Genomic DNA, 14,582 nt, shown 5'->3' on the forward strand with positions numbered 1-14,582 from the left:
CGTGAGGGGCGCGGACCGTGTCGTGGCGGCGGAGCGGTTCACCGGCGGTGGAGGCGGCGTCGAGGGGGACGCGAACTTGGGTGACGGGAGCGGTGGCGGCACCGACGAGAAGCCGGGTGGTGGTGACGAGGTGAAGGCTGCAGGCGGTGCTGCCGCTGCTGCTGCTGCGGAGGGGGGCGGTCGCTGGGCGACCAGGGTGCCGCGACGCCCGGTGGCCTGAGGCGCAGCTGTTCCTTCGAGCGGTGGTGGGGGAGGGAGGTTGGAGACGCGCACGGGAGGCGCTTCGTCGAGCGACTCTGGAGGGACGACGGCGCCTGGGAGCGCATTCGTCGCTGCTGCTGCGGCCGCGCGTCGCGACACGCCGGGCCTGGAGGCTCGGGAGCGTCGTGTGTGCTCGCGGCTGGGGTTCTGCGGCGGGGCAGGCGGCCGGGGTGCGGCCTCCTCCACGTCGTCGGTCACATCGGCCGTCGTCTCCGGATCTTGGACGTCCACCACACGGGCAGGCTATCGGAAGCGTGGGGCTCGCTGGAAGTGGTAGAGGTCTACGCTGGTGATGTATTGGCGCCTCCTTCGCTCCTCGAAGGTCCTGTTCGCCTTTTTTGAAGCGCATCGGCGGGAGGGAGCGCGTCGGCTTGGTGCCACTTTCGGCTCGGTGCAGCTTCCGGCTTGGTGCCTCTCGCGTGCGTCGGTGGGCCTGGGGGCTTGCGCGCGTGGGCGGGCCTGGGGGCTCGCGTCAGGGCGTGGTGGGCGTGGGTGTGGGGAGTTCTGCGGCGGGAGCCTCCACGCGAGGGAGAGCGCCGGTGGACGCGGGGTCCTGCGCTTGAGGGCGGGCCGCTTCGCGTGGGACACTCGACGCATGAGCCACCGCCGTCTGCTGTCTTCCGTGGTCGCGATGCCGCTGATCCTGTTGCTCGTCGCCAGCTGTGGCGCTGAAGGGGACGACGGCGGGGATGGCGCTCCCGGGAGCGACGAGGAGCCAACGGAGCTCGCTGGCATCACCAAGGCCCACAACGATGCGCGCGCCGCGGTGGATCCTCCGGCCGAGACGCCGCTCGAGCCGCTCGTGTGGTCGAGGGAGGTGTCCGCGGCCGCCCAGGCGCACGCGGAGAAGTGCGTCTGGGAGCACAGCGGTGGTCCCTATGGCGAGAACATCTTCGCAGCTTCCGAGCGGGCGAGTGGCATGTCGGCGGAGCGGGTGGTGGGCTCGTGGGTCTCCGAGGCGGAGAACTATGATTACGAGTCGGACTCGTGTTCGGGGGTCTGCGGCCATTATACGCAGGTGGTGTGGGCTGCTTCGGAGCGGCTCGGGTGTGCGATGGCGAAATGTACCGAGGGGTCGCCGGTCGGGAGCGGTGCGTGGCAGTTCTGGGTCTGCAACTACGATCCGCCCGGGAACTTTCGCGGGCGAAAGCCGTACTGACGCGCCAGCGCAGGCGTGCCGCGCTCGTGCAGGGAAAGGCGTAGCTGCGTCGCGCTAGCGCGGGGGGGCGCAGGTGGACACGCCGGCACCGACGATGACGGCAGGGATCTCGGCGAAATCGGAGGTCGATCCGTCGGCGGGGTTGTAGCGGGTGACGCGGGTCGCGTTGGGGCCGATGGACGTGAAGGTGTAGAAGTCGCCGCCCCAGAAGGCGAAGGCGAGGGAGCCGCTGGAGGCGCCCGCAGACAGGGGGACGCTCGACAGAATGGTGGCGGTCTGTTTGTCGATCTCGACGACGTGGCCGCCCGTGCCATTGGAGTTGATGAAGTAGCCGTACAGGTGCCCGTCGCCCGTGCCCGTCATCTCGATGGCGTTGCCAGGGTTCTGGGAGAAGGGGCCGATGGGGGTGAGCTCGAAGGTCTGGGTGTCGATGGTGGCGAGGCCCCGGGAAGGCGCCTGGAAGCTGATCTCGGCGACGTAGAGCGATTCTTCGGGGCCGGCCCCGTCGGTGGCGAAGCCCATGCCGAAGAGGGTGAAGCCGTGCTGGCCGGAGAGGAAGGGGGTGGTCTCGCACGAGGCGTCGAAGATGCTGGCGCGGAAGAGCTGGCCGTTGTTGTAGACGACGTAGGCGGTGCCCTGACGGTCGACGCCCATGGAGAAGGGGCTGGCGCCGCCTGCCGGGCAGTTGAGCGTGCCGCGGAGGATCAGGCTGCGGTCTTCAGGGTTGAAGCTGTAGAGGCTTCTGTTGTCGGCGACGAGGTAGATGTAGGTGACGCCCGTGTCGCGGCAGTCGACCACGTCGGCGTCGATGCCAGCGTCTTTCCCGGCATCGGTGTCGGCGTCAGCGTCCGGTCCGGCATCGGCGATGGGACCCGTTCCACCGCCGCCGCTGGAGGGGTCGTCGAACTCGTCGATGAGCAAGGAGGAACGCGCTCCACACGCGGCCGCGATCGCTGTCACCAGCATCGCGAGGCTCCATCGGAGAGGTCTGGAGAGGCGCATGGGCGGGGAAGATGCTCGTCCAGAATGTGGGACAAAGCAACCTGGAGAACCGGGCTGCGGGGCACCCCCGCCGCGTGCGTGGGGGAGTCACCTGGCGCTGTCGGGGCGGATCGAGGGCTCGGCGGGTGTCGACGCTGTCATCAGGGCGGTGGTCCGCATGAGTTCTCTGGCTGCGAGTGGGTCGAGCTTGCGGGTGTGTCTGTGAATCGTGCGGACGCCAGCGATCTGAGTTGTCGATGCACCTGCGAAGCATTCCCAGTCAGGTCTCGAGAATACGTGTCGAGACGAATTCTTTGCGATTGGGTTGGCGTGAGAGAGGTTGGACGAATGATGCTCGAACACCGCCTCGTGCATGAAGGTGCGCTGCAACAGGGGCTCTATGCCGTTGTTCTGAAATGATGTTCATGGCTCGATCATTCTATCGAGTGGCCGTGAAGCTGGCAGCGATGACTGTTTGTGTCGGCCGCTCGCGACCCGGCGATTCACATCAGGACATTTCATGGATTCGAATCGGCCATGGAGACGTCTGAGCGGCAGAAATCGATGCGCCGTACCTTGGCTGGCCTCATCGAGACCAGCGACGCCGGGACGGAGACAGGGAATCGACGAATTGGACACGGTAGAAGTCGATGCGCTGCAATGCTATCTGGGTGCAGGTATTGGGTGACGCTTCATTGGGGATCGACGTGCTCGGTGGCGTCGCCATTGCGTCGCAGGAGCAAGGCCAGGCCCCACACGAAAAGCACGAGCATCCCTGCGAGGGCGGTGCTGAGGGTGGGGCGGGTGTCGAGAAGTGGAATGCGGGGGAGAGGGATGAGGGGCAAGGGGAGGTGGTCGGCTCGTTCGAGGGCGCTTGCTCCGAGGGCGGTGAAAGCGAGGGCGCCGAGGAGGGTCAGTCCAGCGCGAAGATGCGCTTGCGAGGGCGAGCTCGGCCGGGTCGTCGCACGCCCGAGGAGGTGGGCGATGAGGAGCACGGTGATGGTCGCGACGAGGGTCCCCGAGGTGATGGCTCCGAGTGCGCCGTCAGCGGCGAGGAGGGGGAGTGTGCCCGTGGCGAGGGTGCTGAAGGACCAGGTGGCGATGCCGAGGCAGGAGGCAACGAGGAGGAGGGGGGGAAGAGGTGCCTTGGTCTGCTCCTGTTCGGTGCGGGGGTCTGCGTGAAGACGGGTCTCACGGGAGGTGAGGAGCTGGAGGCTCGCGGTCGTGGTGAGGGCTGCGGTGAGGAGCGCGGAGAGGCCGAGGACGCCGAGGAGATGGTGCTGGAGAGCCCGGGTTGCCCAGCTCGCGGCGGCGCCGCCGAGGAGGGTGAGAAGGAGCAGGAGGTGAGCGCGTCGGGGGCGATGCGTGGCGCCGAGCAAGGCGGCGGCGCCGAGGGCTGCGCCGATCCCGTTGCGGAGGGTGATGGACGCGGCGGTGAGCGCCTGGTCGCGTGGTGAAGGGGGGGCGGTGGCGGCGAGGCTGACATCGGCGTAGGTGGCCTCGCGGAGCAGGGCGCTCAGCGCGGACTCCAGGGCGTCAGGGTCGGCATCCTGGTCGAGGGCTGTGCGTGCGCCGAGGAGGCGATCGTCGAGGCGGGTGGGGTCGATGCCGCGCGCGCGCAGGGGGGCAGGCGCGGCGGTGAGCGCGAGGCTGGCAGCCGTGGCGAGAGGGGCGCGGGCGGCGGAGCGATCGCCTGCGCGGGTCGCGGTGAGGGCGCGGGTGATGTGGGCGCGGGCGCGGGTGAGCGGGCGCATGGTGCCGGCGGGATCGAGGGGAGCGCGCTGGCGGAGGGCGGCGAGGGCGGCTGGGCGGTCGGCCTCGGGGACGCCGCGGGCGGCGAGGTCGTGGCGGAGGTCGTCGTCGGAGCGGAGGGCGAGCTCGATGAAGGTGTAGCTGGGCAGGGGAGCTTCAGAGGGCCTGGTGGCGGCGTGGCGGAGGCCGATGAGGTGGAAGCCGAGGCTCCAGCGTTCCTCTTCGGTGAAGAAGGGGAAGGGAGCCATCGCCGTGCCGGGGACGCCGAAGCGGGTGGTCGTGACGGCGCGGAGCGGGCTCATGCCGTCGACGATCTCGGGGTCGTGGAAGTCCGTCGGGCGCGGGATGAGTGTCTCGGCGCGGGGGGTATCGGCGCGTCCGGTGTCGCCGTGGCAGGTGGCGCAGTGGGTGGCGAACAGGGTGGCGGCGAGGGCGGGATCGGGGGGGACGAGGGGGGCATCGGCGAGGTGGAAGGTGGCCTCGACGTCGCGGGCGACGAGGGTGGCCGCTTCCGCGACGTCGGGCTGAGGGGCGCGCGCTTCGATCTTCTCGCGGAGTGCTGCGATGCCAGGGGGGATGCCTGCGCCTTCCTTCGAGCCGCCTGTGGTGAGGTGGGCGGCGATCTTCGCAGCGTCGGTGAGCAGGTCGAGCTGCTCGTCGTACTCGAGCTGGCTGATGATGGTCCCGTCGCGCACGGCCGCGCCGTAGTCGGCCCCGACGTAGGTCAACATGTGCACGAGGCGCTGGGCCTGGATCTCGGGGGGCTCTCCTTCCTCGGCGCGCGCGGTGGCCGGTGGGGTGGCGAGCCAGAGAGCCGCGGCGGTCATCGCGACGGTGAGTGCAGCGCGACGCGCGCAGTGCTGATCCACGCCGAGAGGATAGCGGTGTGGGAAGCGGTCGCCCATGGTTGCCATGCGCGGAGCCGCGCACGGGGGGCGGCGGGTCGGGTGCGCTGTGGCCGTATCGGTGGGTCGAGGGGCAAGCAAAGACGGTGAGGGCCTGGAGAGCATGCGCAGCAGATCGGTCGGACGCTCGGACGGAGCGGCGTGCTGCAGAGCACCACACCTCCTGGCCGGTGTCGCGATGCCGGTGCTCTGCGCGGGAGAGCAGGGTGGCGACGGCAGGTGGATGGTTTCCTCGCTGCTCCCGGGGAGCGCGCGCGCTACACCAGGCCCATGCCCGAGCCGATCCATGATCCATACGCTGGTGGTCGGCGGGGGGAGCTGGGGGCGGGTCCACTCGTGTTCGGGGCCGATGCTGGGCCTGGAAGGGTTGGGATGAACCGTTCGTCTCCTGGACTGCTTCGTGGTGGGGTCATCGCGCTCGTCGCTGCGGTGCTCGGCGCAGGTGCGGCCATCACGGGATCGATGCTGCTCGCCTCCAGTGCCGAGCCAGCCCCCATCGTCCGCCCGACGCCGTCGATCGTCACGGCGATCCGTGACCTGGCGAGGCTGGAGACGGCGGAGGTGCATGTGGAGAAGGTCGTCGATCTGAGCGACCGACAGAGCCGCCTGTTCGGTCTGATCGAGGTGCGCGATGCGCTGCTGCTCGTCGCAGCGGGGCAGGCGACGCTCGGTGTGGATCTCTCCAGGGTCGGCGAGGGCGACATCTCTCTGGATCCCGAGACGGGCGTCGCGCAGCTCGTGCTGCCCGAGCCCGAGGTGTTCTCGGCGCGCCTCGACGAGAAGAACACGTACGTCTACACGCGCTCGACCGATCTCCTCGCTCGTCGGAACGAGCAGCTCGAGAGTCGCGCGCGGCAGGAGGCCGTTCGGGCCATCGAGAAGGCTGCGATCGACGGGGATGCGCTCGTGAGAGCGCGGGCGCAGGCCGAGCGGCAGCTCACGACGCTGGCAACGCAGCTCGGAGCGAAGCGGGTCGAGATCCGCTGGCGCAAGGTGCCAGCGGTCTCTCCGCGGTGAGGGTCAGCGGTAGGTGAAGCGCAGCTCGTGATCGCAGATGCGGATGAGGTCGCCCTCGATCAGCACCTTGCGGGAGATGCGCGCGCCGTTCTGCTCGATGCCGTTGGTCGAGCCGAGATCGACGACGTAGTACTGGCCGCCCGAGAACTCGACCATGGCGTGCTGGCGCGAGATGTTGGGGTCCTTGATGGTCAGGTCCACGGCCTGCTTTCCGCGCCCGATGATGAAGCGGTCCTTGTTCACCTGCATGCGCTGGCCGCCGTAGAGCACGTACAGAGGAGGTGAGGGGACCTGGGCGCCGCCGGGCAAGGGAGGCGAACTCGATGGTGCAGGTGCAGGGGGCGCCATGGTCGGCTCGCGCTGCAGTGCGCTGCTGGGCATGGGAGGTGGGGGCAGGCCGCCACCAGCAGGCGGTGTACCGTAGGGCGCGCTGCCCACCGCGGAGGGGGGCGGGGTCATCGCGCCCGGGGCTCCCGCCATGGAGGGATAGCGTGGCTGAGCCGAGAATGCGGACGAGGGGGGAGGAGGGCCCATCTGCACGTTGGTGGCGGTGGGCCGCTCCATGGGCCGCGCCTGGGGCGCATAGGGCGTCATGGTGGGTTTGTCCGCAGGGGGCGGGGTCGTTCGTGGTGGCGCCATGCCGGTAGGCCCGCCCGGAGGGATCATGGGAGGCGGGGTCGGTTGTGCGCCGGCGCGGATGGGGGGCGGGGTCGGTGTGGCCGCCATCGGGGGAGGCGGCGTGTGGAGCCTCGGCGGGGTCGGTTGCCGGGCGATCTGGCCCGGCCCGGGCACGGCGCTGGGCTGCATCGTGGGCGACATCTGAGGCTGCAGCGGCGGCTGCGCGTGCGGAGGCTCCGGCTGCATCGTCGGAGGTGGCTGCAGGGGCGGCGGCGTCGGGGTCGCGATCTGCCCCGCGTGCCCGGGCGAGAACTCCGCCGCTGGCTCGTCCCGGATGTGCATGACGACCTGGAGTCGCTGGCCACGCTGCCGCACGTACTGCTTCACGGCCTCGTTGAGGAGGTAGTCCACCGAGCACTCCAGCTCGCCTGACATCTGCTCGATGGCTTCCCAGAGGATGTCTCGGCACTGGAACGAGCGAGGCCTCTTGGCCTGGAGATCGGTCATGAGTGCACCGCCTTCTGCGCGAGCGCCGCTCGGAGGAGGGCTCGAGGGCCATGGAGGGGGCGCGGGACTGTGCGTGCCATACGTCTTCCTATTATCCCCGGTGTTCGACGGCAGGGCACGAATTGTGAGCCTCGTCGGCGGCGGCGCCACCCCGTCGGCCGCTCGGATGCCTCTCTTGCGGGGGAAGGTCACGCGATGGCCCCTGCTCGACGCGCCGACGCTCGGACCGCGCGGGGAACCGAGGAGACGAGCGTCCGGAGGTATGCGGGAGCGACGACGTGCGCGGAGCGTGGGAAAGGCGTCGAGCGGGATCACCCATGCGGAGCGAGAACATCGTGCATGGAAAGGCGCTCGTTGGCAGCCTCGACCTGCTCCGCGTCGATCTCGAACCCCAGGAACGTGCACCCCAGCCGGCGCGCGACGACGCCCGTCGTGCCCGAACCAGCAAACGGATCGAGCACGAGCGTGTCGGGCCCGCTGGCCTCCGAAGCCTCGATGCAGCGCCGTGGCAGCTCTTCGGGAAACCGTGAGCGGTGAACGCGTCCCTCGACGCGCTCGTTCGCGAACTCCCACACGCTCCCGACCGGCGGCACACGCCGGAAGGCATGCTGCTCGCTGCGTGCGAGCAGATAGAGCGCTTCGTGCTGTCGGTGGGGCCTGCGGCAGCGACCTTCGGGCAGCGGGTTTCGCTTGCGCCAGATCACCTCGCCGCGGAGGAGCCATCCTTCATCGCAGAGCGCCAGCACGAGCCGATAGGGGAGCCCGAGGAGGTTGCCGTACTGCAACCAGGGGTCTCCTCCGAGAAACGCGCGTCGTCGGTATCTGGGTTTCGTGTACGCCGCGTTGTGCGGCGATAAGCCCTGGCGAAGATGACCGAGGGTGCTGTAGCTCCGGTCCTCGTGCCGCCAGTTGACCGGTGTGTTGTAGGCGTCTCCTAAATTGAGCCACAGCAGCCCTTTTGGCTTCAGCTTGCAACGGAGCGTCCTGAACACTCGCGTGAGGGTCGCCAGATAGGCGCGCGGGTCGGCTTCTTCGCCGATTCCTTCCGAGATCCGTTGCCCCCAGTAGGGCGGACTGGTGACAATGAGATCTACCGAGCCGTCGGGAAGCTTCTCGAGAAGCATCTGACAGTCGCCGTGCACCACCCGGTTCTTCGGGTAGGGACCGATGTCACCAGCCTCCGGACTTCTGCCCTCGCCGCGGAGCTCAATCGCCACCAATGGGCGACGTAATACAAGAGTGAAGAGGACAGAAGGAAATTCCTTACGATGCTACTGGAAGGCGCGATAGGTAACTCATCCCTTGCTGTACGGCTGGTCCAAGGTTTGCTCCGGATACGCGCCTGGAGGCGGCGAGAAGCCCTGCGGGGCCGTCTCCGCAGGTTTCGTGGGGCAGTGTAGGTCGCCAGGCGACCAGCAAAAGCAGGGGGAGGAGTTAGGCAAACAAGGGGAAGACGAGGGCACTGAAGCTCGGCCCTGTGGCGGAACTGGCAGACGCGGTGGATTTAAAATCTACTGCCCGGGAGGGCGTTCCGGTTCGATTCCGGACGGGGCTACCTAGGGCCTGTCCCTAAATTTCCCCATCGTCAAAAACTTGGCCCACCTGCCCTGAGTGTGCTGAGGCAAGGCCACGATGGCAGTTCGACGGCAACTCAACGATCAGCAGTGGTTACGCATCGAGAGCTTCTTGGCGAGTGAGCGGGGTAGAGGGCGACCCGCACTCGACGACCGTCTCTTCGTGGATGCCGTTCTTTGGATCCTCCGCACGGGGGCCCCGTGGCGGGACCTGCCAACGGAATTCGGTCCCTGGCAAACCGTGTTCAACCGCTTCGACCGCTGGTCCAAAACCGGCAAGTGGCAACGGTTGTTCAAGGTGCTGCAGACAGACATCGACGACGAGTGGATCAGCATCGACTCGACGATCGTTCGCGCCCATCAGCACGCGGCGGGGGCAAAAGGGGGAGCCAGGGTCAGTGCATTGGGCGCTCTCGCGGAGGTCTGTCAACGAAGGTGCATTTGACCGTCGATGCCTTGGGTCTACCGCTGGACTTCATCATTACCGAAGGTCAACGTCACGACATCATCGCGGCTCCTGAACTCATCGCGCGCAGTGCGCCCCGCTGTCTCCTCGCGGACAAGGCCTACGACACCAACGACATTCGAGCCCAGCTGGACGCCCTGGGGGCCATCGCGGTCATCCCATCCAAGGTCAACCGCAAGCCACAGATCCCCCACGATCAGCACCTCTACAAGGAGCGTGCTGCCGTCGAGTGTACGTTCAACCTACTCAAGGGGGCGCGCCGACTCGCAACAAGGTACGAGAAGACGGTTCGCAACTACGCCGCGATAGTGACGCTGGCCTGCGTTCTCTGCTGGCTGCGAATTTAGGGACACGCCCTAGTCGAGCGATAACGAGGGGTTCGTGCAGGAGACGTGCGGTCGGCGCGCGCGCTCCTGCTGTGGGGGGCGCTGCCGCGAGCCTGTTTCAGGTGGAGGCAGTCGTGGCGTTGCACGGAATGGTGGGGGGCCGAAAGTGGCCAAGCATGGCCGGCCATTGGCCGGCCATTGGCCGGCCTCGACGTGGTCATCGGCCAGCCGTTCCATGACGGCTGGCCGTGTGCACGCGCCGGCCACCAGGGCAATGAGCTGATGGATGGCGGGGGATGTGGGAGGTGGACGGTCCCGACCCGAGCGCCAGCGTTCTGCCACGCCAGCCGGCCAGCGGGTCGCTCGCGCGGATGAGGCGCTCTCTGTTACGGTCGCCAGCATGACCCACGTGGGGGATGGTGAGATGGCTCCTGCTGGTCCAGAAGGTACGCACGAACCGCTCCGCTTTCAGCGGGAGCCACGGCGATGCTTCGAGGGCGACGCGCTGGAAGAGCGGAGGAACAGCCTGGCAGCCTTGTCGGGCGGCGACGAGGAAGACGAAATGGTGTCGCCGTGGCGGGTGCGCGAGGCCTCCTGGCGACGGCGCAAGGATGTGGGCGTGGCCAACCTCTCGCCTGAAGAGCGAGAGGCGGCTGGCGTCCTGTCCTCGATCGTCGGTGCGGCGCTGCTGGTCTCGAGGGCGGGCGAAGCAGGGATGGCGTCTCCGCTGTCGGCTGCCCTGGATGCGCTGGACATGGCTGCTGGGAGCCTCGTTGCCAGAGACGTGCTCGAAGCCGGTCTCTCCGAGTGGCTCGAGGCCCTGGAGCGTGAGGGGACGCGCGCTTGTCTGGGCCAGGTCGGCGAGGTGCTCGCTGGACATGACGCGCGCTACGAAGCCTTCCAGGTGGCCGCTGGCGTCGCGCTCGTCGATGGCGATCTCTCGCGCGACGAGGCGGCTGGCCTCGGGCAGCTGGCGACGGCGCTCGGGCTCTCCACGGGCGAGGCCGAGCAGCTCTTCGAAGGCGTGAACGAGTGGATGGGGTGAGCCGAAGCGCTCGGTGAGGAGCGGTTCAGCCTGCTCTGCCAGCGACCTCCACCGGCTGCACGCCCAGCGCCTGCGCTTCCTCGATCTCGCTCGTTTCTACGGGCGACACCTGGGCCCCGGGGCGGGCCAGCGCGCGCACCGAGGCGGGCTCGACGCCCTCTCGGTCGACCCCCGTGATCAGCCGCGCTCCGCGCTTGAACGTGATGTACTGCCACATCCACTCGAACATCACGATGAAGCGGTTGCGGAAGCCGATCAGGAACAGGACGTGGACGCCCATCCACGCCAGCCACGCCAGCATGCCGCTGAGCTTCAAGCGACCGACTTGTGCGATCGCGCGGGAGCGCCCGATCGTCGCCATCGTCCCCTTGTCGCGGTAGGCGAACTCGCCCCGCGGGCGCTTTCGTTGATCCGCGAGGATGGTGCGCGCGACGAAGTGCCCTTGCTGGATGGCAGCCGGGGAGAGGCCCGGGACTGCGACGCCGTTCTTGTCGATCTGCGCGGCCATGTCGCCGATGGCGAAGGCCTCAGGGTAGCCTTTCAACGAACAGTCCGGCTGCACCTTCACCCGGCCGAGCCGATCGAGCTCCACGCCGAGCGTGGTCGCGAGGGGTGTACCACGCACGCCAGCGGCCCAGAGGACGGTCGCGGCTGGCAAGGTGGTGCCATCCTCGAAGGACACGCCGTGCACGTCGATGCCTTTGACGCGCGTGTTGTGGAGGATCTCCACACCGAGGGACGTGAGCTGCTTCTCCGCCTTCTGGGACAGCGGCTCCGGGAATGCCGTCAGCGTGCGCTGGCCGGCCTCGATCAGCACGACGCGGGTCGCGTCGGCCTCCGCCACACGGAAGTCGCGCTTCAGGATGAAGCTCGACAGCTCGGAGAAGGCGCCCGCCATCTCCACCCCCGTCGCTCCACCCCCGATGACCACGAACGTCAGCAGCCGTCGGCGGACGACCGGGTCTTGCTCCCGCTCTGCGGCTTCGAACGCGCGCAGCACGCGCTCCCGCACCGAGATGGCATCGACCAGGTTCTTCAGGCCAGGCGCGTCGCGCGCCCAGGCATCGTTGCCGAGGTAGTTGGTCCGCGCCCCCACCGCGAGGATGAGGTAGTCGTACGTGAGATCACCGCGGTCGAGCTGCACCTTGCGTTGCGCCAGGTCGACCCGCACGACCTCGGCCATGAGCACCTTCACGTTGCGGTAACGAGAGAGCACGCCCCGGATGGGCACGGCGATGTCCGCGGGGGACAGGCTCGCCGTCGCGACCTGGTAGAGCAGCGGCTGGAACAGATGGTGGTTGGTCCGATCCACCAGCGTGACGTCGACGTTCGCCTTGCCGAGCGCCTTGGCCGCGTTCAGCCCTCCGAATCCCCCGCCGACGATCACCACGTGGGGTCTCTTGCCTGCGTCAGGCATCGCGCCTCCTCCCGGATGCTGCCACTGCTGTGTCCAACACGCCGCGGACGCTGCCTCTCAGCCGACCTGCCCACTCGGGCTGCGCGGCGTTTCACCGAAACGCGGACTTCGTACCACTGCCTGGAAGGGTGGTCGAAGGAATCACCTTGCCGATGATGCTCCTCCACCCGAGGGTAGGGCCGTCGTCTTCAATGGATCCCCGGGGCCGACGCTTTCCCAGAAGAGCGAGCGTGGGCCGCCAACGGTTTCTGGGGGCGACAAAGAACTCCGTCCAGGACTGGACAAGTCGTATCGGTTTCCTGTATAGGCGCCGGCCGAATGGACCTTGATATCGATTGCTTGCGTGAAGCCCGTGTCGAGAACGTGGAGCGGCTGGGTCGGGCGCTTGGGCTGAGGCTCCCCGACAAGAAGAGGTACGACCGCCGCGCCTATGTGCGTGAGCTGGTGAAGACCGTGATGCAGGGCCTGCGGCGCGACAGCCGCAGCAAATATTACGACTGAGGCGCCATGGAACAGGCTCCCGGCGCTGGTCGGGAGCCGGGTCAGCGTGGCGTGGATTTGCGTCGGGCCGGTGTGGCAGGTGCTGCCACCCGGCACCGCGCCGCCTGAACGAGCGGCGCTGCAGGCGCCAGCGGATCGACCAGCCCTCCCGCATCGGCCAGCGCCTCGTCGAGGCGAGCCCAGGCCTCTGCCGCGGCAGCACTTCCTCGCTGCGGTGAGCGCGAGAGTTCGAGCACCTGGCTCAGCCTCTGACCCACCCGCGCGACCCGCGTCAGCTCCACTCTGGCAGCCCCTCGAGCGCGAGCGGCCGCATAGACGGCGCGGACCAGCCCCAGAAGATCGCGCACCGCATCCAGCGGCAAGGTGCCTTCCGAGGCTTCTCCGGGGGCGGGAGTGGGTGGAGGGAGCGGCTCGCTCACCGCAGCGAACCCGTCACCGCTTCCACCTCACGCAGCAGCTCTCCACTGCGGATGAGCGCCGTGACGGTGGCGATGTCCTGGTAGAGCGGCCTGTCCGACTCGAGCTTCGGCACCACCCGTCGCACGGTGGCGTGGGCTGCTGCCACGGCGGCGCTCGGGCGCAAGGGGCGGCGCAGATCGATGCCTTGCGCGGCGCCGAGGAGTTCGATGGCGATCGACGCGCGGACGTTCTCGACCACCTGGGAGAGCTTGCGCGCGGAGATGCTGCCCATGCTCACGTGATCCTCGCGGTTCGCGCTGGTCGGGATCGAGTCCACGGACGCCGGATGACAGAGCACCTTGTTCTCGCTCACCAGCGCCGCGCTGGCGACCTGAGCGATCATGAACCCGGAGTTCAGCCCGCTCTGCGGCGCGAGGAACGGAGGCAACCCGCACGAGAGCGACGGGTTCACGAGCTGCTCGACGCGGCGCTCGCTGATGTTGGCCAGCTCGGCCACCGCAATGGCGGCGAGATCGAGCGCGAGGGCCACGGGTTGCCCGTGGAAATTCCCTCCGGAGAGCAGCTCGGGCGCGTCTGACGTCAGGAACACCGTGGGGTTGTCCGTCACGCTGTTCACCTCGCGGGTGAGCACCTCGGCCGCCCAGGAGAGCGCGTCGCGCGAAGCCCCGTGGACCTGCGGCATGCACCGGAGCGAGTAAGCGTCCTGCACCCGGGCGCAGCCGGCGTGGGACGTCATGATCTCGCTCTCCGTGAGCAGTGCGCGCAGGTTACGGGCCACGGTGGCCTGCCCCGGATGGGGGCGCACGTGCATCAGCCGCTCGTCGAAGGGGCGACGCGAGCCCATCAGCGCCTCCAGGCTCATCGCCCCGGCGACGTCGGCCAGCGCGCACAGATCGGCCGCTTCACTCACGGCCAGCGCCCCGAGCGCCGTCATGTACTGGGTCCCGTTGATCAGCGCGAGCCCCTCCTTCGCCACCAGTTCGACGGGCGTGAGCCCCGCGCGCGCGAGCGCCTCCGACGCCTGAAGAAGGGTCCCCTCGTGCCTCGCCTCGCCCTCCCCGATCAGGGTGAGCGCCAGGTGCGCGAGTGGCGCGAGATCGCCCGAAGCGCCCACGGAGCCTTGCGCAGGGATGCGTGGGCAGACTCCCCGCTCCAGCAGTCCGACGAGGGCATCGAGCACCTGAGGCCGGACGCCGGAGTAGCCGAGCGCGATGACCTGCGCCCGCAGAAGGATCATCGCGCGGACGTCGGCATCCCCCAGGTCCGGGCCCACCCCCGAAGCGTGGCTGCGCACCAGGTTGCGCTGGAGGACGGCGATGTCGCTCGCGGCGATGCGCGTCTCGGCCAGCGCGCCGAAGCCAGTGTTCACCCCGTAAACGGCGGGGGCACCATCCCCGGCCTCCAGGATGTCGTCGATGGCTCGCCGCGAAGCCATCGTTCGGGCGCGAGCCTCGGGACACACGGAGACTGGTCGACGCCGCCGCGCGACGTCTTCGAGATCGAGAAGGGAGAGGGGACGGCCGAGGAGGACGGGGGCGAGGGTGTTGGGAGACGACACGGGGAGGCTATCTAGCCCAGAGCCCCGCAAGTTCGTACCCCGTTGCCACCCAGGACGAGGTGGCGCGCCTCCAGC

General features: G+C 68.7%; 12 protein-coding genes, 1 tRNA gene and 1 pseudogene. 7 read left to right on the plus strand and 7 right to left on the minus strand.

The features are described 5' to 3' along the window. The first annotated feature begins 1 nt into the window (after nt 1). Complete coding sequence (locus tag CMC5_RS12960) at nt 2-220, plus strand: hypothetical protein (protein ID WP_156338536.1); 219 nt, start codon at nt 2-4, stop codon at nt 218-220. A 636-nt stretch (nt 221-856) separates the two neighbouring features. Beyond that, nucleotides 857-1,420, plus strand: coding sequence for a CAP domain-containing protein (locus tag CMC5_RS12965; RefSeq protein ID WP_050430705.1), 564 nt, complete (start codon nt 857-859; stop codon nt 1,418-1,420). Between the two features lie 54 nt (nt 1,421-1,474). Here the strand turns inward: CMC5_RS12965 and CMC5_RS12970 are convergent, their stop codons facing one another. Together CMC5_RS12970 and CMC5_RS12975 are read right to left on the minus strand one after the other, a co-directional pair. Next, nucleotides 1,475-2,386, minus strand: coding sequence for a hypothetical protein (locus CMC5_RS12970; RefSeq protein WP_050430706.1), 912 nt, complete (start codon nt 2,384-2,386; stop codon nt 1,475-1,477). A gap of 707 nt (nt 2,387-3,093) precedes the next feature. Beyond that, nucleotides 3,094-5,067, minus strand: a complete 1,974-nt coding sequence (locus CMC5_RS12975) for a c-type cytochrome (RefSeq protein WP_156338537.1) — start codon at nt 5,065-5,067, stop codon at nt 3,094-3,096. A 363-nt stretch (nt 5,068-5,430) separates the two neighbouring features. Here CMC5_RS12975 and CMC5_RS12980 point away from each other — a divergent pair, with 363 nt between their 5' ends. Continuing rightward, the gene (locus tag CMC5_RS12980) at nt 5,431-6,075 is read left to right on the plus strand and encodes a DUF4230 domain-containing protein (protein WP_050430708.1); all 645 of its coding nucleotides are present in this window, start codon (nt 5,431-5,433) and stop codon (nt 6,073-6,075) included. A 3-nt stretch (nt 6,076-6,078) separates the two neighbouring features. Here the strand turns inward: CMC5_RS12980 and CMC5_RS12985 are convergent, their stop codons facing one another. Continuing rightward, nucleotides 6,079-7,200, minus strand: a complete 1,122-nt coding sequence (locus CMC5_RS12985; protein WP_050430709.1) for an FHA domain-containing protein — start codon at nt 7,198-7,200, stop codon at nt 6,079-6,081. A 311-nt stretch (nt 7,201-7,511) separates the two neighbouring features. Further along, complete coding sequence (locus CMC5_RS12990; protein ID WP_050430710.1) at nt 7,512-8,417, minus strand: DNA-methyltransferase; 906 nt, start codon at nt 8,415-8,417, stop codon at nt 7,512-7,514. A gap of 254 nt (nt 8,418-8,671) precedes the next feature. Here CMC5_RS12990 and CMC5_RS12995 point away from each other — a divergent pair. The 3 genes and pseudogenes from CMC5_RS12995 to CMC5_RS13010 all read left to right on the plus strand — a co-directional run bounded on the left by CMC5_RS12995 (nt 8,672) and on the right by CMC5_RS13010 (nt 10,611). Beyond that, a tRNA-Leu gene (locus tag CMC5_RS12995) sits at nt 8,672-8,755 on the plus strand. A gap of 77 nt (nt 8,756-8,832) precedes the next feature. Beyond that, a pseudogene (locus CMC5_RS42445) lies at nt 8,833-9,587 on the plus strand (IS5 family transposase). Nucleotides 9,588-10,128: 541 nt separating this feature from the next. Next, on the plus strand, nt 10,129-10,611 hold the full coding sequence (locus tag CMC5_RS13010) for a tellurite resistance TerB family protein (RefSeq protein ID WP_156338538.1): 483 nt from the start codon (nt 10,129-10,131) through the stop codon (nt 10,609-10,611). Nucleotides 10,612-10,636: 25 nt separating this feature from the next. Here the strand turns inward: CMC5_RS13010 and CMC5_RS13015 are convergent, their stop codons facing one another. Further along, nucleotides 10,637-12,028 carry an NAD(P)/FAD-dependent oxidoreductase gene (locus CMC5_RS13015; RefSeq protein WP_082362441.1) on the minus strand — a complete coding sequence of 464 codons (1,392 nt, stop codon included), beginning with the start codon at nt 12,026-12,028 and terminating at the stop codon, nt 10,637-10,639. A 318-nt stretch (nt 12,029-12,346) separates the two neighbouring features. Between CMC5_RS13015 and CMC5_RS13020 the strand changes: the two genes are divergently transcribed. Then, nucleotides 12,347-12,529 carry a hypothetical protein gene (locus tag CMC5_RS13020; protein ID WP_050430712.1) on the plus strand — a complete coding sequence of 61 codons (183 nt, stop codon included), beginning with the start codon at nt 12,347-12,349 and terminating at the stop codon, nt 12,527-12,529. A 41-nt stretch (nt 12,530-12,570) separates the two neighbouring features. Here CMC5_RS13020 and CMC5_RS13025 read toward each other — a convergent pair whose 3' ends face one another. Then, nucleotides 12,571-12,948, minus strand: coding sequence for a hypothetical protein (locus CMC5_RS13025; protein ID WP_245678422.1), 378 nt, complete (start codon nt 12,946-12,948; stop codon nt 12,571-12,573). Continuing rightward, nucleotides 12,945-14,507, minus strand: coding sequence for a histidine ammonia-lyase (gene hutH, locus CMC5_RS13030; RefSeq protein WP_050430713.1), 1,563 nt, complete (start codon nt 14,505-14,507; stop codon nt 12,945-12,947). Before hutH ends, CMC5_RS13025 begins: the two co-directional genes overlap by 4 nt. Between the last annotated feature and the right edge of the window lie 75 nt (nt 14,508-14,582).

This window comes from Chondromyces crocatus, from assembly GCF_001189295.1.
In the GTDB taxonomy this organism is placed as follows: Bacteria; Myxococcota_A; Polyangia; order Polyangiales; family Polyangiaceae; genus Chondromyces; species Chondromyces crocatus.

Bases quoted from the DNA above. Each gene is read 5' to 3' on its own strand.
- CMC5_RS12965 (WP_050430705.1), top strand. From the start codon at position 857: ATGAGCCACCGCCGTCTGCTGTCTTCCGTGGTCGCGATGCCGCTGATC.
- CMC5_RS12970 (WP_050430706.1), bottom strand. From the start codon at position 2,386: ATGCTGGTGACAGCGATCGCGGCCGCGTGTGGAGCGCGTTCCTCCTTG.
- CMC5_RS12975 (WP_156338537.1), bottom strand. From the start codon at position 5,067: ATGGCAACCATGGGCGACCGCTTCCCACACCGCTATCCTCTCGGCGTG.
- CMC5_RS12980 (WP_050430708.1), top strand. From the start codon at position 5,431: ATGAACCGTTCGTCTCCTGGACTGCTTCGTGGTGGGGTCATCGCGCTC.
- CMC5_RS12985 (WP_050430709.1), bottom strand. From the start codon at position 7,200: ATGACCGATCTCCAGGCCAAGAGGCCTCGCTCGTTCCAGTGCCGAGAC.
- CMC5_RS13010 (WP_156338538.1), top strand. From the start codon at position 10,129: ATGGTGTCGCCGTGGCGGGTGCGCGAGGCCTCCTGGCGACGGCGCAAG.
- CMC5_RS13015 (WP_082362441.1), bottom strand. From the start codon at position 12,028: ATGCCTGACGCAGGCAAGAGACCCCACGTGGTGATCGTCGGCGGGGGA.
- CMC5_RS13020 (WP_050430712.1), top strand. From the start codon at position 12,347: ATGGACCTTGATATCGATTGCTTGCGTGAAGCCCGTGTCGAGAACGTG.